Annotated in this window: 16 protein-coding genes; 9 read left to right on the top strand and 7 right to left on the bottom strand. The window is 69.9% G+C overall.

From position 1 onward, the window contains the following. Nucleotides 1-299 precede the first annotated feature (299 nt). Nucleotides 300-2,105: a translation elongation factor 4 gene (lepA, locus tag HPY23_RS04930; RefSeq protein ID WP_060845644.1), complete on the top strand. Its 1,806-nt coding sequence runs from the start codon at nucleotides 300-302 to the stop codon at nucleotides 2,103-2,105. Nucleotides 2,106-2,213: 108 nt separating this feature from the next. Here lepA and HPY23_RS04935 read toward each other — a convergent pair whose 3' ends face one another. Further along, entirely contained in the window at nucleotides 2,214-3,116 is a 903-nt protein-coding gene (locus tag HPY23_RS04935; RefSeq protein ID WP_060845645.1) for a GGDEF domain-containing response regulator, read from the bottom strand. Between the two features lie 102 nt (nucleotides 3,117-3,218). Between HPY23_RS04935 and HPY23_RS04940 the strand changes: the two genes are divergently transcribed. Continuing rightward, nucleotides 3,219-3,584 (top strand): hypothetical protein, encoded by a 366-nt coding sequence (locus HPY23_RS04940; RefSeq protein WP_091886218.1) that lies wholly within the window; start codon nucleotides 3,219-3,221, stop codon nucleotides 3,582-3,584. A gap of 7 nt (nucleotides 3,585-3,591) precedes the next feature. Here HPY23_RS04940 and HPY23_RS04945 read toward each other — a convergent pair whose 3' ends face one another. After that, complete coding sequence (locus HPY23_RS04945) at nucleotides 3,592-4,548, bottom strand: IclR family transcriptional regulator (RefSeq protein WP_236012701.1); 957 nt, start codon at nucleotides 4,546-4,548, stop codon at nucleotides 3,592-3,594. Between the two features lie 317 nt (nucleotides 4,549-4,865). Between HPY23_RS04945 and HPY23_RS04950 the strand changes: the two genes are divergently transcribed. From HPY23_RS04950 to HPY23_RS04970, 5 genes are all read left to right on the top strand, one after another. Continuing rightward, nucleotides 4,866-6,065, top strand: a complete 1,200-nt coding sequence (locus tag HPY23_RS04950; RefSeq protein WP_060849180.1) for a branched-chain amino acid ABC transporter substrate-binding protein — start codon at nucleotides 4,866-4,868, stop codon at nucleotides 6,063-6,065. A 292-nt stretch (nucleotides 6,066-6,357) separates the two neighbouring features. Beyond that, the gene (locus HPY23_RS04955; protein WP_091886221.1) at nucleotides 6,358-7,311 is read left to right on the top strand and encodes a branched-chain amino acid ABC transporter permease; all 954 of its coding nucleotides are present in this window, start codon (nucleotides 6,358-6,360) and stop codon (nucleotides 7,309-7,311) included. After that, nucleotides 7,308-8,636, top strand: coding sequence for a branched-chain amino acid ABC transporter permease (locus HPY23_RS04960; protein WP_091886224.1), 1,329 nt, complete (start codon nucleotides 7,308-7,310; stop codon nucleotides 8,634-8,636). The genes HPY23_RS04955 and HPY23_RS04960 overlap by 4 nt, the downstream gene beginning before the upstream one ends. A gap of 26 nt (nucleotides 8,637-8,662) precedes the next feature. Further along, nucleotides 8,663-9,454, top strand: coding sequence for an ABC transporter ATP-binding protein (locus HPY23_RS04965; protein WP_091886227.1), 792 nt, complete (start codon nucleotides 8,663-8,665; stop codon nucleotides 9,452-9,454). Nucleotides 9,455-9,468: 14 nt separating this feature from the next. Then, nucleotides 9,469-10,191: an ABC transporter ATP-binding protein gene (locus HPY23_RS04970; protein ID WP_091886336.1), complete on the top strand. Its 723-nt coding sequence runs from the start codon at nucleotides 9,469-9,471 to the stop codon at nucleotides 10,189-10,191. A 115-nt stretch (nucleotides 10,192-10,306) separates the two neighbouring features. On the opposite strand, the gene HPY23_RS04975 is transcribed toward HPY23_RS04970, so the two are convergent. Next, a complete protein-coding gene (locus HPY23_RS04975) occupies nucleotides 10,307-10,726 on the bottom strand; it encodes an FKBP-type peptidyl-prolyl cis-trans isomerase (RefSeq protein ID WP_060845649.1) in 420 nt (139 codons plus the stop codon). 81 nt (nucleotides 10,727-10,807) lie between these two features. After that, on the bottom strand, nucleotides 10,808-11,560 hold the full coding sequence (gene otsB / locus HPY23_RS04980) for a trehalose-phosphatase (protein ID WP_091886230.1): 753 nt from the start codon (nucleotides 11,558-11,560) through the stop codon (nucleotides 10,808-10,810). A 519-nt stretch (nucleotides 11,561-12,079) separates the two neighbouring features. On the opposite strand from otsB, the gene HPY23_RS04985 reads away from it, so the two are divergent. Together HPY23_RS04985 and HPY23_RS04990 are read left to right on the top strand one after the other, a co-directional pair. Then, the gene (locus HPY23_RS04985) at nucleotides 12,080-14,056 is read left to right on the top strand and encodes a putative bifunctional diguanylate cyclase/phosphodiesterase (protein ID WP_091886233.1); all 1,977 of its coding nucleotides are present in this window, start codon (nucleotides 12,080-12,082) and stop codon (nucleotides 14,054-14,056) included. 166 nt (nucleotides 14,057-14,222) lie between these two features. Then, nucleotides 14,223-14,705, top strand: a complete 483-nt coding sequence (locus tag HPY23_RS04990) for a hypothetical protein (RefSeq protein WP_091886237.1) — start codon at nucleotides 14,223-14,225, stop codon at nucleotides 14,703-14,705. A 458-nt stretch (nucleotides 14,706-15,163) separates the two neighbouring features. Here the strand turns inward: HPY23_RS04990 and HPY23_RS04995 are convergent, their stop codons facing one another. The 3 genes from HPY23_RS04995 to HPY23_RS05005 form a co-directional block, all read right to left on the bottom strand. Beyond that, nucleotides 15,164-15,634, bottom strand: coding sequence for an alpha/beta fold hydrolase (locus HPY23_RS04995; RefSeq protein WP_175539944.1), 471 nt, complete (start codon nucleotides 15,632-15,634; stop codon nucleotides 15,164-15,166). 309 nt (nucleotides 15,635-15,943) lie between these two features. After that, on the bottom strand, nucleotides 15,944-18,022 hold the full coding sequence (tkt, locus tag HPY23_RS05000; protein ID WP_091886243.1) for a transketolase: 2,079 nt from the start codon (nucleotides 18,020-18,022) through the stop codon (nucleotides 15,944-15,946). A 40-nt stretch (nucleotides 18,023-18,062) separates the two neighbouring features. Next, entirely contained in the window at nucleotides 18,063-19,949 is a 1,887-nt protein-coding gene (locus HPY23_RS05005) for a glycoside hydrolase family 15 protein (protein WP_091886246.1), read from the bottom strand. Nucleotides 19,950-19,971 lie beyond the last annotated feature (22 nt).

Consider the following 19,971-nt stretch of genomic DNA (forward strand, 5'->3'; position numbering starts at 1 on the left):
TTAGTCGATCGAAGATCGACTGACCTCGAAGGAAGGCTCCAGAGAGCTCGGTGCTCCCTGGAACTCTCCTTCGAGGCTCACGTCGTTCGCACCTCGGGATGAGGTCGCGGGTGGGATGGATGGTCCGCGCCGTCGCGTGACGACCGCCCCCGCCCGACACTCACCCCCATCCGACAACCGCGTGCGTCCGGCCGCCGTCTTGGCGCGGCGGGGTGCCGCTGCTATCTCCCCTCGACCTCTTCCTTCACCGCCGTGCGCCACGCGCATCGCCGCGCCTGCGCGCCGGAGACAGCCTCACGATGACCGCGTCCCCCATCGACAACATCCGCAACTTCTCGATCGTCGCCCATATCGACCACGGCAAGTCGACCCTCGCCGACCGGCTGATCCAGATCACCGGGGCGGTCGCGGCGCGCGACATGAGCGAGCAGATGCTCGACTCGATGGATATCGAGAAGGAGCGCGGCATCACCATCAAGGCGCAGACCGTGCGCCTGGAATACAAGGCCCAGGACGGGCGCGACTACGTCCTCAACCTGATGGACACGCCCGGCCACGTCGATTTCGCCTACGAGGTCTCGCGCTCGCTCGCCGCCTGCGAGGGCTCGCTCCTCGTCGTCGACGCCTCCCAGGGCGTCGAGGCGCAGACGCTCGCCAACGTCTACCAGGCGCTGGACGCCAACCACGAGATCGTCCCGGTCCTCAACAAGATCGACCTGCCGGCGGCCGAGCCCGACCGGGTCAAGGACCAGATCGAGGAGGTGATCGGCATCGACGCCAAGGACGCGGTGCCGATCTCGGCCAAGACCGGCATCAACATCGAGGCGGTGCTGGAGGCGATCGTCACCCGCCTGCCGCCGCCGAAGGGCGACCGGAGCGCGCCGCTCAAGGCGCTGCTGGTCGATTCCTGGTACGATGTCTATCTCGGCGTCGTCGTGCTGGTGCGCATCGTCGACGGCGTGCTCAAGAAGGGCATGACGATCCGCATGATGGGCGCGGACGCAACCTACGGCGTCGAGCGCCTCGGCGTCTTCCGGCCCAAGATGCAGGACATGGCCGAGCTCGGCCCCGGCGAGGTCGGCTTCTTCACCGGCTCGATCAAGGAGGTGGCGGACACCCGCGTCGGCGACACCATCACCGAGGACAAGCGCCGCACCAAGGAGGCGATGCCGGGCTTCAAGCCGGTGCAGCCGGTGGTGTTCTGCGGCCTCTTTCCGGTCGACGCCGCGGACTTCGAGAACTTGCGCGGCGCGATGGGCAAGCTCCGGCTCAACGACGCCTCGTTCTCCTACGAGATGGAGACGTCCGCGGCGCTGGGCTTCGGCTTCCGCTGCGGCTTCCTCGGGCTCCTCCACCTCGAGATCATCCAGGAGCGGCTGGAGCGCGAGTTCAACCTCGACCTGATCTCGACCGCGCCGAGCGTCGTCTACCACCTCAACATGTCCGACGGGGAGAAGAAGGAGCTGCACAACCCGGCCGACATGCCCGACGTGATGAAGATCGAGACGATCGAGGAGCCGTGGATCCGCGCCACGATCCTCACGCCCGACGAGTATCTCGGCGGCGTGCTCAAGCTGTGCCAGGATCGCCGCGGCACCCAGATCGACCTCAACTACGTCGGCAAGCGCGCCATGGTCGTCTACGACCTGCCGCTCAACGAGGTGGTGTTCGATTTCTACGACCGCCTGAAGTCGATCTCGAAGGGCTACGCCTCGTTCGACTATCATATCTCGGATTACCGCGAGGGCGACCTCGTGAAGATGTCGATCCTCGTCAACGCCGAGCCGGTCGACGCGCTCTCGATGCTGGTCCACCGCACCCGCGCCGAGCACCGCGGCCGCGCCATGTGCGAGAAGCTGAAGGACCTGATCCCCCGCCACCTGTTCCAGATCCCGGTCCAGGCGGCGATCGGCGGCAAGATCATCGCCCGCGAGACCATCCGGGCCCTGTCGAAGGACGTCACCGCCAAGTGCTACGGCGGCGACATCTCCCGCAAGCGCAAGCTCCTCGACAAGCAGAAGGAGGGCAAGAAGCGCATGCGCCAGTTCGGCAAGGTCGAGATCCCCCAGGAGGCGTTCATCGCCGCCCTGAAGATGGACAGCTGAGGCCGGCCCTCCGCGGGAGAATCGCGTCGGCTTTTCGTGGTGTCGGCGGGTGCGCGTCGGATCAGGAACGGTCCGGCGGGCTCCGGCCAGCCGGTCGTTCCGCCGGCCTCAGCCGGCCCGGGCCAGGATCAGGTCGGTGGCCGCCGAGACGACCCGGTTGCGGCCGGTGGTCTTGGCCTCGTAGAGGGCGATGTCGGCGCGCTTGAGGAGGCCGCCCACGGTCTCGCCCTCGGACCAGGTGCTGACCCCGAAGCTCGCGGTGACCTGCACCGGGCCGCGCTGGCCCTTGAAGCGCAGCTGCGTGCAGCGCATCCGCAGGCGGCCGGCGGCGGCCTCGGCCTCCTCCAGGCTGCGGCCGGGGAGCGCGAGGGCGAATTCCTCGCCGCCGAGGCGCCCGGCGACGCCGCCGGCCTCGGTCAGGAGCTCCTGGGCGACGCCGCGGATCACCGTGTCGCCGACGTCGTGGCCGTGCTGGTCGTTGACCGCCTTGAAGTGGTCGATGTCGATCAGGATCATCGAGATCCGCCCGTGGGCGCCGGCCCGGTCCGCCGCCTCGCCTGCCCGCTGGAGGAAGGCGCGGCGGTTGAGGAGCCCGGTCAGGGCGTCGGTCTCGGCGAGCCGGATCAGCTCGCGCTGCATCCCCGTCATCCGCTCGGCGGCGCGCAGGCGGGCATGGAGCTCCTCGGGGCTCGGCGGCTTGTCGATGAAGTCGTCCGAGCCGCTGTCGAGCGCCTCCGCCAGGTTGCGGGCGTTGCGGGCCGACGACATGGTGATGATGTAGAGCGGGCGGTGCGCGTCCGCGAGGAGCCGGGCCGACCAGCACAATTCGAGGCCGCCGATCGGCCGCACCTCGAGGCTGGTGATCAAGGCGGTCACCGAGGCGTTGTCGGTGACGAAGTCCAAAGCCTCGCGCGAATCCGTGAAGGTGTCCACGGTGTGGCCGCGGGGGGTGAGGAGCCCGCTGATGACCTTGAGCACGACCCGGCTCGGATCGACGACGACGATGTGCATGACGCCCCCAGGCAGGAGGACAGGCCCCCGCATCCCGCGAAAAGGTTGCGCCCGAAGGTTTAACGCCGCCTCAAGGCGGCCCGCACAATCGTCGAGCTTACGGTGACGCAGCGCCAGGTTTCTCCGGCCCCGCGCGCGGCGCCGCCGGTCACGCCGGACGGGCGCTACATCGTGGTGCGCGGGCGGCTGTGGCGGCGCAGCGATCCCGGCCTCGCGCCGGCGGAGCGCGAGGCCCTGGTGGCCGCCCTGATGCGGGCCCGCCGCGCGGTCCGCGACACCAAGGCGGAGGGCGGCGCGGCCCTGGCGGAGGCCCGCGCCGCGGTCGACGCGGCCAAGCACGGCCTCGGCGAGCGCGGCCCGCCGTGGTGGACCGACGGGGCGCCGGACTACAACCGGCACCTCGCCCACACCACGCCCTACGCGGCGTGGTTCGCCGGGCTCGGGGATGAGGGAGGCGGGGAGGGGTAGCGCGGGCTCAATCGACGATGCCGAGCGCCCGCATGCGCCCGATCGTCTCCATCAGCCGCGGGCCGGTATCCTCCCGCAGCACCGCCTCGGTGAGCAGGAAGGCCGGGCCGCTGATGTTGAGGGCGAAATGACCTCGCCCGCCGGGGGCCTGGATCGGCGCCGCGACGGCGTTGATGTCCTGGTGCCAGATGCCGATCCCGACGCAGAACCCGCGCTCGGCGATCTCGCCGGCGCAGCGGCGATAGGTGTCGTCGAGGCGCGCCGCGTCGGCGCCGTCGCGGCGCAGGCGGGTCATCAGGGCGGTCCGCTCGGCCTCCTCGAGGCTCGACAGCGTCGCCATGCCCATGGCGCTGCGGGCGAGCGGCAGCCGGTACCCGACCTCGCTCGACAGCACGATGCGCTGGCCCTCGCCGCGCCAGAGCTGGACGTAGACGCTCGACAGCCCGTCGAGGAGGCCGAGCGCCACGTGGGCCTGCACGGCGGTCGCGAGGTCCTGCAGGAACGGCTTCACCATCTGCGGGAACGAATTCTGGCGCAGGAAGGCCGAGCTGAGCGCCAGCACCGCCGGCCCGAGGCCGTAGCGCTCGCCCTCCGGGTCGTGGACGAGGTAGCCGAGGGAGAGCAGCGTGTGGGTCAGGCGCGACACGGTGGGCTTGGGCAGGCCGGTGCGGGCCGCGATCTCGCGGTTGCCCAGCATCTCGGCGGCATCCCGGAAGACGCGCAGCACCTGCAGGCCGCGGGCGAGCGCGGTCACGAACTGCCGGTCGCCGTCCTCCGGCTCCGCCGCCTCGTCCCGGGGGGACGGCTTCGCCGCGACGGCCTTCGGGGCCAGAACCTCGTGTGCCAGAACCTCTTGCGCCAGAACCTCTTGCGCCAGGGCTTCCCGTCTCGGGGCCTCCTTCGCGTCGTCCTTCGTCGCACCCCGGGTGATCGTGCCGGCGCGCGCCGCCATCGCCTGTGCCATGCCGCCGCCTCCCTCGCGTCCCGGGGCCTCTCGGCGCCGCCCGGGTTGTGCCCCAAGGTGACCCGAGGACGGCGGATCGGCAACTTGTTTCGCGATGCGGATCGACATTTCGCGACTTGACCGGTTCCGGGCGGGGAGGCAGTGTCGGGGACGAAAGGGGCGCGGACCCCTGGGCGAAGCCGAACGGCGCGCCGACAACGAGCCCGGACACTCGAAATCCCGGGCGATAAAGAATCCCGAGCGAAAAGCCCCGGGAACGCCATTCCAGGAGGGACGCCTTGGTCAAGACCCTTGCGCGCATCACGGCCGCCGGCCTCATGGCCCTGGCGGCCTCGACTGCGCTCGCCGCGCCGATGAGCCTGAAGATCGCCTTCGTCGATCCGCTCTCCGGCGGCGGCGCCAGCACCGGCGAGGCCGGGCTGAAGACGTTCCAGTTCATGGCCGACCAGCTCAACGCCAAGAACGCGGACCTGAAGCTCGAGGTGACGGGCTACGACAACAAGCTGAACCCGCAGGAGAGCCTGGTCCAGCTCCAAAAGGCGATCGATTCCGGCGCCCGCGTCGTGGTGCAGGGCAACGGCTCCTCGGTCGGCGCCGCGCTGATCGATTTCGTCGGCAAGTACAACGATCGCAATCCCGGCAAGGAGATCCTGTATCTCAACTATGCCGCGGTCGATCCGGCGCTGACCAATGCCAAGTGCAATTACTGGCATTTCCGGTTCGATGCCAATTCCGACATCAAGATGCAGGCTCTGACCAATTACATCAAGGGCAAGCCGGAGATCAAGAAGGTCTACCTGATCAACCAGGACTACTCGCACGGCCAGGCGGTGCGCGCCGCCGCCCGCGCGATGCTGAAGGAGAAGCGTCCCGACATCCAGATCGTCGGCGACGAGGTGGCGCCGCTTCAGAAGGTCAACGACTTTTCGCCCTACATCGCCAAGATCAAGGCGTCGGGCGCCGACACGGTGATCACCGGCAACTGGGCGCAGGACATGGCGCTGCTGCTCAAGGCCGCGGGCGATGCCGGGCTGCAGGCCAATTTCTACACCTATTACGGCGGCGGTAGCGGCGGCCCGACCGCGATCAAGCAGGCGAACCTCCCCGACCGGGTCTTCCAGATCTCCGAGGGCTACGCCAACATCGACTACAAGCCGGCCCACGACTTCGAGGCCGCCTTCCGCGCCAAGACCGGCCAGGAGGTCACCTACGCGCGCGTCGTCAACCTGATGAACGTGCTGTCCAAGGCGACGCTCGCCGCCAAGTCGACCGATCCGAAGGCCATCGCCAAGGCAATGGATTCGATCCACCAGGACACGCTCTACGGCAAGGACAGCTTCATCCGGCCGGACGACCACCAGATCTTCCAGCCGATCTACATCTCGCGCTTCGGCCCGGTCGACACCGCGAAGGTGCTGGACAGCGAGAATACCGGCTGGGGCTGGACCGGCACCGGCGAGATCGCCGCCCAGGACACCCTGCTGCCGACCACCTGCAAGATGGACCGCCCGAGCTGAGGCGGGGAGGGCGCCCCGGATTCCGCCGGGGCGCCGCACCGATCCTCGCGCCGAACGGCCCTGTCCGGGCCGGGCGGTGCCTCGGCGGACAGGAGATCCGGGATCCGGCGCAGGAGGCCGCGAAGCGTCCGTCCGTCCGCGACGTCGCGAAGACCGCGGCGTGTCGCGACATCTCTCTCCCGGATCCCGGATCTCCCTCCGCTTCACGCATCCGGGCAAGGGGAGCGAGCCAGATCTCGCCGGCGGGCGCGCTCGCCAGGCCCTATCGCCCCGCACCGGCAGGAGACCCCGCGTGCTCGAACTCGTCATCATCTCGACGCTGAACGGCGTGCTCTACGGGATGCTGCTCTTCCTGATGGCGAGCGGCCTGACCCTGATCTTCAGCATGATGGGCGTGCTCAACTTCGCGCATGCCAGCTTCTACATGCTGGGCGCGTTCTTCGGCTATCAGATCAGCAAGTTCACCGGGTTCTGGGTCGGCCTCGTCGTCGCGCCCGTCGTGGTCGGCGGCATCGGCGCGCTCATCGAGCGCTACGGCCTGCGCAACGTCCACCGCCACGGCCACGTGCCGGAACTGCTCTTCACCTTCGGCCTCGCCTACGTGATCGAGGAGGTGGTGCAGATGGTCTGGGGCAAGCTGCCGGTCGATTACCGGGTGCCGGCGGTGCTCGACTTTCCGGCCTTCACGGTGTTCGGTACCAACTATCCGGCCTACAAGCTGTTCATGCTGGTGATCTCGGTGGTGATCTTCATCGCCCTGTTGGCGGTACTCACCCGCACCCGGGTCGGGCTGATCATCCAGGCGGCGCTGACCCATCCCAACATGGTGGCGATGCTCGGCCACGACGTGCCGAAGGTATTCATGCTGGTCTTCGGCGTCGGCACGGGCTTGGCGGCGGTGGCCGGCGTCATTGCCGGGCCGGCGCTGGTGACGCAGGCCAACATGGCGGGTTTGCTCGGGCCGATCCTGTTCGTGGTCGTGGTGGTCGGGGGCCTCGGCTCGCTCACCGGCGCCTTCGCGGCCTCGCTCCTGATCGGGCTGGTGCAGACCTTCGCCATCTCCCTCGACGTCTCGGTCGCCAGCGTCCTCCAGGCCGTGGGCATCGACGGTGCGCCGTCCGGCGGCGTGCTGGGTGATCTGTGGAACGTGACGATCGCCCAGATAGGGCCGATCATCCCCTATCTCCTGCTGGTCCTCGTGCTGATCGCGCGGCCGACCGGCCTGCTCGGGAACCGCGAAGCATGAGCGACCTCGCCGACATCGCGCCGTCCGGCGCCCTCGCGCAGGCCGGCTCCCGCCCGACGATCCGGCCGAAGGGCGCCGGGGCCGTCGCGCAGGTCCTGCCCTGGCTCGCCGCCGCGGCGATCCTCGTCGCGGCGCCGCTGATCTTCACCAGCGGCACGGCGCTGACCATGATGAGCCTGATGGGCATCATGGTGGTGTTCTCCCTGTCCTACAACATGCTGCTCGGCCAGACCGGGCTCCTGTCATTCGGCCATGCGGTCTATTACGGACTGGGCGCGTTCTTCACCGTCCACGCGATGAACCTCGTGACGTCCCTGCGCCTGCCGGTGCCCCTGCCGCTGCTGCCGGTGGTGGGCGGGCTCGCCGGCCTCGCCTTCGGCATCCTGTTCGGGGCGATCTCGACCCGGCGCGCCGGCACCGTCTTCGCGATGATCTCGCTGGGCATCGCCGAACTGGTCTCGTCGGGCTCGCACATCCTGCACAGCTTCTTCGGCGGGGAAGAGGGCATCACCGCCAACCGCACCAAGATGCTGCGGGTCTTCGACCTCAGCTTCGGGCCGCAGATCCAGGTCTACTACCTGATCGCCGCCTGGTGCCTGATCTGCGCGGTGGCGATGTACGCCATCACCCGCACGCCTCTCGGGCGCCTGTGCAACGCCGTGCGGGAGAACCCGGAGCGGGTCGAGTTCCTCGGCTACGAGCCGCAGGCGATCCGCATCACCGCCTTCTGCCTCTCGGCGATGTTCGCGGGCGTCGCCGGCGCGCTGGCGGCGATCAACTTCGAGATCGCCAACTCGGCCTATCTCGGGGTGCACCAGTCGGGCGTGGTGCTGCTCGCGACCTTCATCGGCGGCATCGGCACCTTCGTCGGCCCGGTCGTCGGCGCGGTGGTGGTGACGCTGCTCCAGGTCTCGCTCAGCGATCTGACGGAGGTCTGGCAGCTCTATTTCGGGCTCCTGTTCATCGCGATCGTGATGTTCGCCCCCGGCGGCATCGCCGGCCTCGCCCTCATGCACGGCCCGCTCCTGCGCGCGGGCACCGCCCACCGGCTGCTGCCGGCCTACCTGCTGGCGCTCGGGCCCTTCCTGCTCCTGCTCGCGGGGTCGATCGCGCTGATCGAGATGGCCTTCCGGATGCTGGTCAAGGCGAGCGACGGCACCGAGATGAGCCTCGCCGGCATCCCCTTCGACGCCGCCCACATCCTGCCCTGGATCGTCGCCGGTGCGATGGCGACCGGGGGCGGGCTCGCCTTACGGGCCGTGCTGCCGCGGGTCGCGGCCGCCTGGCACGAGGCCTCCGCCGCCGCCAAGGAGAAGCTGGCATGAGCCCCGCTGGCATGAGTCCCACTGGCATGAGTCCCACTGGCACGAAACCCGCGAGCACCGGCCCGGCGATCGAGCTGTCCGGCGTCAACAAGAGCTTCGGCCCGGCCAAGATCATCAACGGCGTCGACCTCACCGTCCCGGCCGGGGAACGCCACGCCATCATCGGGCCGAACGGCGCCGGCAAGTCGACGCTCTTTCACCTGATCAGCGGCCGCTTCGCGCCGACGAGCGGCACGATCAGGCTGGAGGGCCGCGACATCACCGGCTGGCGCCCGGCGGCGATCAACCGGGCCGGGCTCGCCCGCAGCTTCCAGGTCACCAATATCTTCCCCAAGCTCAGCGTGTGGGAGAACGTGCGCTGCGCGGTCTTGCGGGCGATGGGCCACGGCCCGTCGTTCTGGCGCGGGGTCGAGGGGCTGCCGGGCGTCGCCGAGCGCACGGAGGAGATTCTCTCGCGCATCCGGCTGGGCCACCGCGCCTCGGTGGCGGCGGGGCTCCTGGCCTACGCCGACCAGCGGGCGCTCGAGATCGGCATCGCGATTGCCAGCGACGCCAAGGTCATCCTGCTCGACGAGCCGATGGCCGGGATGAGCCACAGCGAGAGCGAGCACGCCACGCAGCTGATCCGCGAGGTCACCACGGGCCGCACGCTGCTGATGGTCGAGCACGACATGGCGGTGGTGTTCGGGCTCGCCGACCGCATCTCGGTGCTGGTCTACGGCCGCATCATCGCCACCGACACCCCAGCCCGCATCCGGGAGAACCGCGCCGTGCAGGAAGCCTATCTCGGGGTCGCGACCGGTGAGGAGGCCGCGTGAGCGCCGCCCTGGCGATGCCGGCGCACCATCCGGCCCCCGCGCTCCTCGAGGTCGAGGACCTGCACGCCTATTACGGCAAGAGCCACATCCTGCAGGGAGTGAGCTTCCGGGTCGGAGCCGGCGAGATCGTGTCGATCCTCGGCCGCAACGGCGTCGGCCGCTCCACCACCCTCAAGGCGATCATGGGCGACGTGCCGCCCCGCGGCCAGATCCGCTTCAAGGGCCAGGCGATCGCCGGCCTCAAGCCCTACGCGGTCGCGCGCCGGGGCTTGGGCTATGTGCCGGAGGAGCGGGCGATCTTCCCCAAGCTCACGGTGCGGCAGAACCTGGCGCTCGGCGAGAAGGGGGGCAAGCGCGGCGGGCGCTGGTCCTACGCCGACATCTTCCGGCTGTTTCCGCGGCTCGAGGAGCGGATCGACACGCCCGGCGGCGTGCTCTCGGGCGGCGAGCAGCAGATGCTCACGATCTGCCGTACCCTGATGGGCGATCCCGACCTCATCATGATCGACGAGCCCACGGAAGGGCTGTCCCCCCAGATGGTCGCCCGCGTCGCCGAGATGATCGGCGAGATCGCCGCCCGCGGCGTCGCGGTGCTGCTCGTCGAGCAGAAGCTGACCATCGCGTTGAAGCTGTCGCAGCGCCTCTACGTCATGGGCCACGGCCACGTCGTGTTCGAGGGCACGCCGGCCGCGCTGTCCGCCAACGAGGCGGTGAGAAGGGAATGGCTGGAGGTGTAGTCGTTCGGCGTATCGTCGCCGGATCCGACATCCTGCGTCGTCGTCCCGGGGACCGCGACAGCGGAACCCGGGACGACGCAATGAAGCGGAAGGCCGGGCTGACGCCGGCGATCGCTCAGCGAACGCCGAGCAGTTCCACGTCGAACATCAGCGTGGCGTTCGGCGGGATCACGCCGCCGGCGCCGCGGGCGCCGTAGCCGAGCTCGGGCGGGATGATCAGGGTGCGCTTGCCGCCGACCTTCATGGTCGACAGGCCCTCGTCCCAGCCCTTGATGACCTGGCCGGTGCCGACCGCGAAGTTCAGCGGCTGCTTGCGGTCGAGCGAGCTGTCGAACTTCGCGCCCTTCTTGCCGTCCTGGTAGAGCCAGCCGGTGTAGTGGACGCTGACGGTCTGGCCGGCATTCGGCTGCGGACCGGTGCCGACCACGTCGTCCTTGACCTGGAGGCCGGACGGGGTGGTGGAGAACGAGGCGGCGGAGGCTGAAGCGGTCATGGCGATCGTGAGGGCTCCGGCGAGGAAGAGGGAACGGCGCATCGACGGGATCGGTCCTGTGCGTGACGTCGGGGAGGAGTTAGGGCATCGCGGCGCCCGCGGATAGGCCGCGCCGCCCGCTCCTCACGCCGGGGGCAGGGATTCCGGGTCGATCGTCCCGCCGTCGGCCCAGCCCATGAGCAGCGCCCGCACTGCCGCCGGATCGGCGAGGCGGTGGCGCGCGACCGTGTCGCCGGGCCCGACCCGGATGGTGATCCCGCCATCCTCGTTCACCGGCACGAAGGCCTTCTCGTCGGTGAGGTCGTCGCCGATGAAGATCGCGCGCCGGCCGGCATAGGGCGCCTCGCCCAGGAAGGCCCGGATGGCATGGCCCTTCGTGGCGCTCGCCGGCAGGATCTCGGCCACCGCCTTGCCCTGCTGCAACCGGTAGGCTTCGCCGAGGATGCCGGCGACCGAGGCTGCGGCCGATTGCGCCCGCACGGCATCGGCCTCGCTCGCGAGCCGCCAATGCACCGCGACCGAGCAGCCCTTGTCCTCGATCAGCACGCCGTCGAGATCGGCGACCGCCCGCTGCAGGGTCTCGACGCCCGCCCGAAGGGCGGGATGCGCCGCCGGATCGCCGCCGGCCACCCGGCCGTCTCGGCGCTGCTCGACCCCGTGCAGGCCGGCGACGTCGAAGCGCTCCGGCGCCAGGAACCCGTCGATCGTGGCGATCGGCCGCCCGGTCACGAGCGCCATCGCCCCGCCGAGGCGCCCGCGCAGCCGCGCGAGGCCGGCGGGCAGGTCGGGCGGGACCACCACCCCGTCGGGCCGGGGCGCGATCTCCACCAGGGTGCCGTCGAAGTCGAGGAAGAGGGCGAAGGCGGTGTCGGTCAAGGGATCGAATCTCCCGTCGCTGGAAGGGACCGCCGCGGGGGTGCGACCGGTCCGCATCCGCTCCTTAGCGGCGCATGGCCCTGGCACCGCCGGCCGCGTGGGGCGGCGACGCCACGTGGATCTGGCGGGGCGATGCCGGATCGCAACCGGATCCGCGACCCAAAGCGGCGCCGGAGAGGCGACATCGTGTCGCGTAGCCGAGGGCGGCCCTGCCGCGCCGCCGGATCTTTCGTCCGGACGGACAGTATTCCTAGGAGGGTGATCTCGGCTCCACGACGCGCCCGGCAGGCGTTCGCAAGCTCTCCCGTCGTCCCACCGCTGGGGAAAGCGTCGTCCAGGTGCCCGGCCGCGCCCGGAGCGCCGCTCTCGGCCGCGGCGACGGGCGCGCTGAACGATCTTACCCGGATCTTACTGCGATGCCGTGGTCTCGTAATGCAGCGTAACCCTTGATTCAACTACGCGTGATTACTGGTGGGCGACGCGGTGGCGATTGGCACGGCCGAGCGGGGTGGATGCGCAGTGCGGCGGATTCTGACGATCATCGACCTCTTCCGCGTCGACACCTCGAACCCGGACCTGATGCGGGCGCAGATGCGTGCCCTGCACAACCAGGTGCCGCTGCTCTACGTGATCCTGGCCGTCAACTCGACCGCGGTGGCCGTCACGCATCTGGGCGTCGCACCGACCGGGATCACGCTCTACCCGCTCGCGGGGCTCCTGTCGGTCTGCGTCGTTCGTCTCTGCCTGTGGCTGCGCCGGCGCCGGCAGCCGATCGGGATGGAGGGGACCGCGCTCAAGCTGCGCGCCACGCTGGCGCTCGCCGGCATCCTGGCGGTGTGCTTCATGAGCTGGAGCGTCGCCCTGCTGCAGTACGGGGACGCCTATGCGCAGGCCCACGTCCTGTTCTATGTCGGCAACACGATGATCGCCTGCGCGTTCTGCCTCGCGCATCTGCGGGCGGCGGCGCTTCTGGTCATCGCGGTCGTCGCGGTCCCGTTCTGCCTGCACCTCAGCTCCTTCGACAACCACGTCATGCGGGCCATCGCCCTCAATTTACTGGTGGTCAGCGGCGCGCTCGCCTTCGTGCTCCTCGCCTATCATCGCGACTTCACGCGGCTCATCGGGCAACAGGTCGAGCTCGAGCGGCTGAGCCGGGAGAACCTGCGGCTCGCCAATCTCGATACCCTGACCGAGCTGCCCAACCGCCGCAGCTTCTTCGCCTCCCTCGATACGGCGGCGCAGGCGGCCCAGGCGAGCCGCGGCGGCTTCGTCGTCGGCCTCGTCGACCTCGACGGCTTCAAGCCGGTGAACGACGCCCACGGCCACGGTGCCGGCGACGCGGTGCTGCAGGAGGCCGCGCGCCGCCTGCGCGCGGTGATGGGAAACGCCGCCGTGGTGGCCCGTCTCGGCGGCGACGAGTTCGGCCTGATCCTGCCCGGCAGGGCCGGGGCGACCGCGCTCGCCGGGACCGGGGATGCGATCTGCGGTGCCCTGGCGGCGCCGTTCCGGCTGCCGAACGGCGGCAGCGCCCAGATCGCCGCCTCGGTCGGCTTCGCGGCGTGTCCGGAGGCCGGGTACCGGGCGGAGGTCCTGGTCGAGCGGGCGGATTACGCCCTGTACTACGCCAAGGCGAACCGCCGCGGCACCGCGGTGCTGTTCACCGAGGAGCACGAGCGTCTGCTGCGCACCCAGAGCGTGATCGAGCAGGCCCTGCGCCACGCCGATCTCCCGCAGGAGCTGAGCCTCGTCTACCAGCCGATCGTCGACGTGCAGAGCGGCCGCACGATCGCCTTCGAGGCGCTGGCGCGCTGGAGGAGCCCGGAGCTGGGCCAGGTCTCCCCGGCGGTGTTCGTGCCGATCGCCGAGCGCTCCGGACTGATCACCCGCATCACCGCGGTGCTGTTCGGCCAGGCGCTCGCCGCGGCCCGGGCCTGGCCCGAGTCGGTCGCCCTGTCGTTCAACCTGTCGATGGCCGACATCGCCTCGCCCCAGGCCGCCGCCGGTATCGTCGCGGCGGTCAAGGCAAGCGGCCTCGCCCCCGGCCGGGTGATCCTGGAGGCGACCGAGACCGCGCTGATCCAGGACGTGGCGCAGGCCCAGAACGTGCTGGGGACCCTCAAGGCGAACGGCATCGCCATCGCGCTGGACGATTTCGGCACCGGCTACTCGTCCCTGAGCTACGTCCACCGCCTGCCGCTCGACAAGCTCAAGATCGACCGTAGCTTCATCAGCGAGATCACCACCGACCCGGCGAGCCGCGACATCGTCACGTCGATCCTCGGCCTCGCCCGGAACCTGAAGCTCTGCTGCGTCGTCGAGGGCATCGAGACCGCCGAGCAGGCCCGCCTGCTGGAGAGCCTCGGCTGCGTCCAGATGCAGGGCTATCACTTCCATCGGCCGATGGGGGTCTCCGACACGCTGAACTACCTGGATTCCGAGGCGGCGCGGATGATCCGGTCGGTCCAGGCGGTCGCCCGTCAGCAAGCGGTCGCCTGAGCAGGGGAATGCCGTCCACCTGAAAGGGGAGGGGATCGGCCATGCTCACCGATGACATCGGCGACATCCCAGGCCGCGCCGGTCGGCTCGCCCGGATCGAGGCGCCCTGCACCGCCCGGTCTTCCTCGGCGACGCCATCGATCGCGCGCCCGGCAGTGCCGGGGTCGTGGCCATCGCGCGCGACCTCCAGGCCCGCGAGCCGGATTCCGCGACCTGCCTGACCGGCAAACACGAGGCGATGCTGCTCGACGCGGTCGCCGGGACCGGCTTCGACCTGTGGCGGCTCGACAGCGGCGGCCCGACGCGCAGTTCCTACGACGTCACGCAAGCCCAGCGGCCTGCCCGACATCGTCGCCTGGATCGCCGCCCTGCGGCCTTGCACGCACACCCCGACGCGGAACGGCTCGCCCACCGCATTGATCTCGATACCGGCGCGGTGTTCGACGGTCCGCTCACTGCCGGGGTGTTCACCGCGGGGCAGGGGCCGCCGGTGGATATTCTGTCGTTGCGGTGGGAGGCCGGCAGCGGCATCGCTGCTCTCGACCCTTTGCCGATGTCCGGAAGGTCCGCTTGCAGGCTGCTCAGGCGGCGGCCGTGGCATTTTGCGACGAAGCGGATGCCGGTCGTCGCAGACAATGCAGCGAAATGAAGGACCTGGAGGTCTTCGCGATCGTGAAGCTCTTCCGCAGCCGGGCTGGGTAACGTGCGGACGAGCAGCTTTTCGACATGCTCGCCGGATCTCGGCCGTCGAAGCGACCGAATCATCGCGGACATCGCCAGCACGTCGCCTCGTTTGAAATACTGTACCGGACGATCGGACCGGTTCGTGCTGTCAGCGAGATTTCGCATGATGCTCCGGGCGAACAGTTCCGGTGCCTCCAGCATCATCAGGTGTCCGGTGCCGGGAATGTCCGTGTTGGTCATGGCTCCGCGCGCCAGCCACTCGGGCACGTTCCAACCGCTCCGAGCGCGAGCACCTGCGAGCAGGTGAACCGGCAGTCCGGACACGACGAGGTTCTTCAGGCCATCGAGATAGGCATCGTCGCCTGTCGCCGCGACGACAGCGCGAGCCTGGCTGCGCAATGTGGAGACGGGTTGATTTTCGAGCTACTGGGTCGCGATTTCCAAGGCGACGGGAGTAGGCTTGACCCCGGCGCGGCCGATCCATGCAGCCACATCGGCGCGAAAACCCTCGACCTCCTCCGCGATCTCGGAAAGTTCCTGCGTTGCAATCCTTCGCGACCAGAAGGCGTCGTCCAGCGTGAGGTTGCCCTCGATGCTCGTCAGGGATTTCGTCAATTTCGGGTGACGTCCCGCAAACAGGACGGCAATGGCGCCGCCGACCGAGTGAGCGACGACATCAACGGGCTCGTCGACGCGTTCTCGCAGGCAACTCGCAACACGGTCGGCTTGCTCAGCCAGCTCCCAGGCCGTCGGGGCCTCGTTTCGGTAAGAGCCGTATCCGATCAAATCGGGTGCAAGAACCGTCGCGTCGCCGAGACCCGAGAGGATGCCGGGAGCGCTCAGCGACCCGAACAGGCCGTGGATCAGTCGAATCGGTGCCATCGCGTCCTCCACCGTATCGCTCCCCGATGGGTACGAACCTCGTGGACGCTTTCGGGGAAGGCGCTTCGTGCAGCGTATGGCGTCGATGGGTCGGTTGCGGAACGTCCGCTTCCGGCAGAACGGCGCAAGGCGGCCCGCGGCCTTGGACAGCCCGATCAAGCCGAGCGGGTTTCGGGCCCGGAGCCTCGATCGAAGGAGGAGCCCATCCCGCTCCATCCGGCATCGTCACCGGCCATGGATCCCGGGTTCCGCTTCGCGGCCCCGGGAGACGATGGAGGCCGTGCAGCCCGCCGGAGACATCCGGCGGGCTGCACAGGATTCTCAGCCCTTCGCCTTCGCCACCTGGGCGCGGGCGGCCTCAAGCACCTTCTCCGGCGTGAAGCCGAACTTCGACTGCAGGTCCTTGATCGGCGCCGAGGAGCCGAAGGTGTGCATGCCCAGGATCGTGCCGGCGCTGCCGGTGTAGCGGTCCCAGCCGATCACCGAGCCCTGCTCGACCGCGACGCGGGCGGTCACCTCGGGCGGCAGCACGCTGTTGCGGTAGGCCTCGTCCTGCTGCTCGAACAGCTCCCAGGACGGCATCGACACCACCCGGGCTTTCACGCCCTCGGCCTTCAGCGTCTCGTAGGCGCCGAGGCAGAGCTGCACCTCGGAGCCGGTGCCGATCAGGATCACGTCCGGCTTCGCCTCGTCGGTGCCGGCCAGCACGTAGGCGCCCTTGGCGGCGCCCGAGGCCGGGGCGTACTTCTCCCGGTCGACGGTCGGCAGCGGCTGGCGGCTCAGCGCCAGCACCGCCGGCTGGTGCTTGAGCTGCATGATGACGCGATAGGCCTCCGCCACCTCGTTGGCGTCCGCCGGCCGGAAGGTGACGAGGCCGGGAATCGCGCGCAGCGCCAGCAGGTGCTCCACTGGCTGGTGGGTCGGCCCATCCTCGCCCACCCCGATCGAATCGTGGGTGAAGACGTGGAAGACCGGCAGCTCCATCAGGGCGGCGAGCCGGATCGGCGGGCGCATGTAGTCGGAGAAGACCAGGAAGGTCGCCCCGTAGGCGCGCAGGCCCACGAGGCCCAGGCCGTTGACGATCGAGCCCATCGCGTGCTCGCGCACGCCGAAATGGATGTTGCGCCCGCCGGGCGTGAACGGCCCGAGGGTGCCGGCCTCCGGGCTCTCGAGCTTGGTCTTGTTCGAGGGCGCGAGGTCGGCCGAGCCGCCAAGCAGCCACGGCACCCGGTTGGCGATGGCGTTGAGCACCTTGCCGGACGATTCGCGGGTGGCCAGCCCCTTGGCGTCCGCCGGGAAGACCGGGATCTCGGCGTCCCAGCCCTCCGGCAGCTCGCCGGCGAGATAGGCGTCGAGGTCCTTGGCGAGGCCGGCGTCCCCGGCCTTCACCTCCTCGACCAGCGCCAGCCACTCCTCGCGCAGGGCCTTGCCGCGGGCGCCGATCCCGTTGCGGAAGGCGTCGTAGACGCCGTCCGGCACCAGGAACTGCGAATCCTCCGGCCAGCCATAGGCGCGCTTGGCGCCCTTGACCTCGTCGGGGCCGAGCGCGTCCGAGTGGGCCTTCGGCGTGCCCTGCTTCGTCGGCGCGCCGTAGCCGATCACCGAGTTGACGATGATCAGGGTCGGGCGGTCGCCCGATTGCAGGAAGGTCTCGAGGGCGTGGGCGACCGCCGCGGTGTCGTTGGCGTCGGCGACCCGCAGCACTTGCCAGCCATAGGCCAGGAAGCGGGCGGCGACCTCCTCGCTGAAGGCGAGGTCGGTGTGGCCCTCGATGGTGATGGTGTTGTTGTCGTAGATCCAGCACAGGTTCGACAGGCGCAGGTGCCCGGCGATCGAGGCGGCCTCGGCCGAGACGCCCTCCATCAGGTCGCCGTCGCTGCACATGGCGTAGACGTTGTAGTCGAAGACCTGCCGGTCGCCGTGGGCCAGGCGCTCGCCGAGGAAGCGGCCGCCCATCGCCATGCCGACCGAATTCGCCACGCCCTGGCCGAGCGGCCCGGTGGTCACCTCGACGCCGGTGGTGAAGTGGTATTCCGGGTGTCCCGGGGTGCGGCTGTCGAGCTGGCGGAACTTCTTGATGTCCTCCAGGCTCACCGCCGGGGCGTTGCCCCCGTCCTTCTCCGCCACCTCGGCGAGGTGGAGCAGGCTGTAGAGCAGCATCGAGGCATGCCCGACCGACAGCACGAAGCGGTCGCGGTTCGGCCAGTGCGGGTTCGCCGGGTCGTAGCGGAGGTAGCGGTTCCACAGGGTGAAGGCGACCGGGGCCAGGCCCATCGGCGCGCCGGCATGGCCGGAATTGGCCTTCTGCACCGCATCGATCGTCAGCGTGCGGATCGTGTCGATGCAGCGCTGGTCGATCTCGCTGGTGCCGGCCTTCGCCTTGGTGTCGGCTGCGCTCATGTCTGGGCCTCGTCGGAATGGGGTGTCGGGATGCGCCGCCTCACGACGTCGCGCCCTGGGCCGCGTGCGGCAGCATGACCGGGCGCTCGCCCGCCTGCCCCGCCGCGTCAGGGTCTCCGCCGCGCTCCTTAGCGGGTCCGACGGCGCGACTGAAGTTCAGAAGCGTGTTGACCAACGCGACATGGCTGAACGCCTGCGGAAAATTTCCGACCTGGCGCTTGCGCACCGGGTCGTATTCCTCGGCGAGCAGCCCGACGTCGTTGCAGAGCGCCAGCAGCCGCTCGATCAGGGCGCGGGCCTCGTCGCAGCGCCCGAGCCCGATCAGGTTGTCGGCGTACCAGAAGCTGCACGGCAAGAAGGCGCCCTCGCCGGCAGGCAGTCCGTCGGTGGTCTGGCCGCTGGTGTCGTAGCGCAGCACGAAGCCGTCATGCATCAGCTCGCGGCCGATCGCCTCGACGGTGCCGACGACCCGCGGATCGTCCTGGGGCAGGAAGCCCATATGGGCGATCAGCAGCAGGCTCGCGTCGAGGTCCTTCGCGCCGTAGAACTGCACGAAGCTGTTGCGCTCCCGATCGAAGCCCTTGTCGCAGACCTCGCGGTGGATCTCGTCGCGGGCGGCGCGCCAGCGCGCCACCGCGGTCTCGTCCCCGGCGGTCGGCTCCTCGTCGGCGACGTGCTCCTCGTAGAACTTGATCGCCCGGTCGAAGGCGACCCAGGCCATCACCTTCGAATGGACGAAGTGCTTGCGCCCGCCGCGCACCTCCCAGATGCCCTCGTCCGGCTCGCGCCAGACCCGCTCGAGGTGGTCGAGGAGGGCACGCCCGACCCGCACGCCCGATTCGTCGGCCCGCATCCCGCGCTGGTGGGCCTGGTAGAGGGCGTCGAACAGCTCGCCGTAGACGTCGAGCTGGAACTGTTGCGCGGCGGCGTTGCCGACCCGTACCGGGCGCGAGCCTTCGTAGCCCGGCAGCCAGTCGAGCTCGATCTCGGGCAGCAGGCGCTCGCCGGCGATGCCGTAGAGGATGTGGGCCTGGGCGGGGCTGCCCGCCACCGCCCGTGTGAGCCAGTCGCGCCAGGCCCGGGCCTCGTCGATGTAGCCCGCATCCATCAGTGCCAGCAGCGTGAAGGTCGAGTCGCGCAGCCAGCAGAACCGGTAGTCCCAGTTGCGCACGCCGCCGATCTGTTCGGGCAGCGAGGTGGTGGGTGCTGCCACGATCCCGCCGGTCGGCCGGTAGATCAGCGCCTTGAGGGTCAGGAGCGAGCGCGTCAGCACCGCGTCCCAGGGCGTGCCGCCGCGGCAGCGTCGGCACCAGGAGCGCCAGTAATCGACGGTGCCGGAGAGCACCTTGCGCGGCTCGATCGGCGGCGGGTCCTCCTCGTGCGAGAGGCCCCAGCTCAGCACGAAGGCGGTGCTGCGCCCTTCCTCGATCGTGAAGTCCGAGACCGTCGACTGGCCGACCCCCTTGAGCGGCGCACGGGTGCGAAGCACCAGCTTGTTCGGCCCGGCGATGGCGCGCAGGTCGTCGTTCTCGCTGCGCGACACCCAGGGGACGGCGGAGCCGTAATCGAAGCGCACCACCAGATCCATGCGCATCGCCACCCGGCCGCGCACGCCCTCGACCAGGCGCACCAGGTGGGTGCCGTCCTCGACCGGCATGTAGTCGAGCACCCGCACGACCCCCTCCGGGGTCTCGTGGATGGTCTCGAGGACCAGCGTGTCGTCCAGGTAGCGGCGGGTGGTGGTGGCCGCGCCCGCCGGCGCGATCTTCCAGTGGCCGTGATCCTCGCGGGTGCCGAGCAGGGCCGCGAAGCAGGCGGAGGCGTCGAAGCGCGGCCAGCACAGCCAGTCGACGCTGCCGTCGCGCCCGATCAGCGCCGCGCTGCGCCCGTCCCCGACGAGCGCGTAATCCTCGATGAGCAACGCCATGATGCGTCCCGAACGGAAGTCG

This window comes from Methylobacterium ajmalii (assembly GCF_016613415.1).
In the GTDB taxonomy this organism is placed as follows: Bacteria; Pseudomonadota; Alphaproteobacteria; order Rhizobiales; family Beijerinckiaceae; genus Methylobacterium; species Methylobacterium ajmalii.

Bases quoted from the DNA above. Each gene is read 5' to 3' on its own strand.
- HPY23_RS04945 (WP_236012701.1), bottom strand. From the start codon at position 4,548: ATGGCACAGGCGATGGCGGCGCGCGCCGGCACGATCACCCGGGGTGCG.
- HPY23_RS04975 (WP_060845649.1), bottom strand. From the start codon at position 10,726: ATGCGCCGTTCCCTCTTCCTCGCCGGAGCCCTCACGATCGCCATGACC.
- tkt (WP_091886243.1), bottom strand. From the start codon at position 18,022: ATGAGCGCAGCCGACACCAAGGCGAAGGCCGGCACCAGCGAGATCGAC.
- HPY23_RS04960 (WP_091886224.1), top strand. From the start codon at position 7,308: ATGAGCGACCTCGCCGACATCGCGCCGTCCGGCGCCCTCGCGCAGGCC.
- HPY23_RS05005 (WP_091886246.1), bottom strand. From the start codon at position 19,949: ATGGCGTTGCTCATCGAGGATTACGCGCTCGTCGGGGACGGGCGCAGC.
- HPY23_RS04935 (WP_060845645.1), bottom strand. From the start codon at position 3,116: ATGCACATCGTCGTCGTCGATCCGAGCCGGGTCGTGCTCAAGGTCATC.
- HPY23_RS04970 (WP_091886336.1), top strand. From the start codon at position 9,469: ATGCCGGCGCACCATCCGGCCCCCGCGCTCCTCGAGGTCGAGGACCTG.
- lepA (WP_060845644.1), top strand. From the start codon at position 300: ATGACCGCGTCCCCCATCGACAACATCCGCAACTTCTCGATCGTCGCC.
- HPY23_RS04950 (WP_060849180.1), top strand. From the start codon at position 4,866: ATGGCCCTGGCGGCCTCGACTGCGCTCGCCGCGCCGATGAGCCTGAAG.
- HPY23_RS04965 (WP_091886227.1), top strand. From the start codon at position 8,663: ATGAGTCCCACTGGCACGAAACCCGCGAGCACCGGCCCGGCGATCGAG.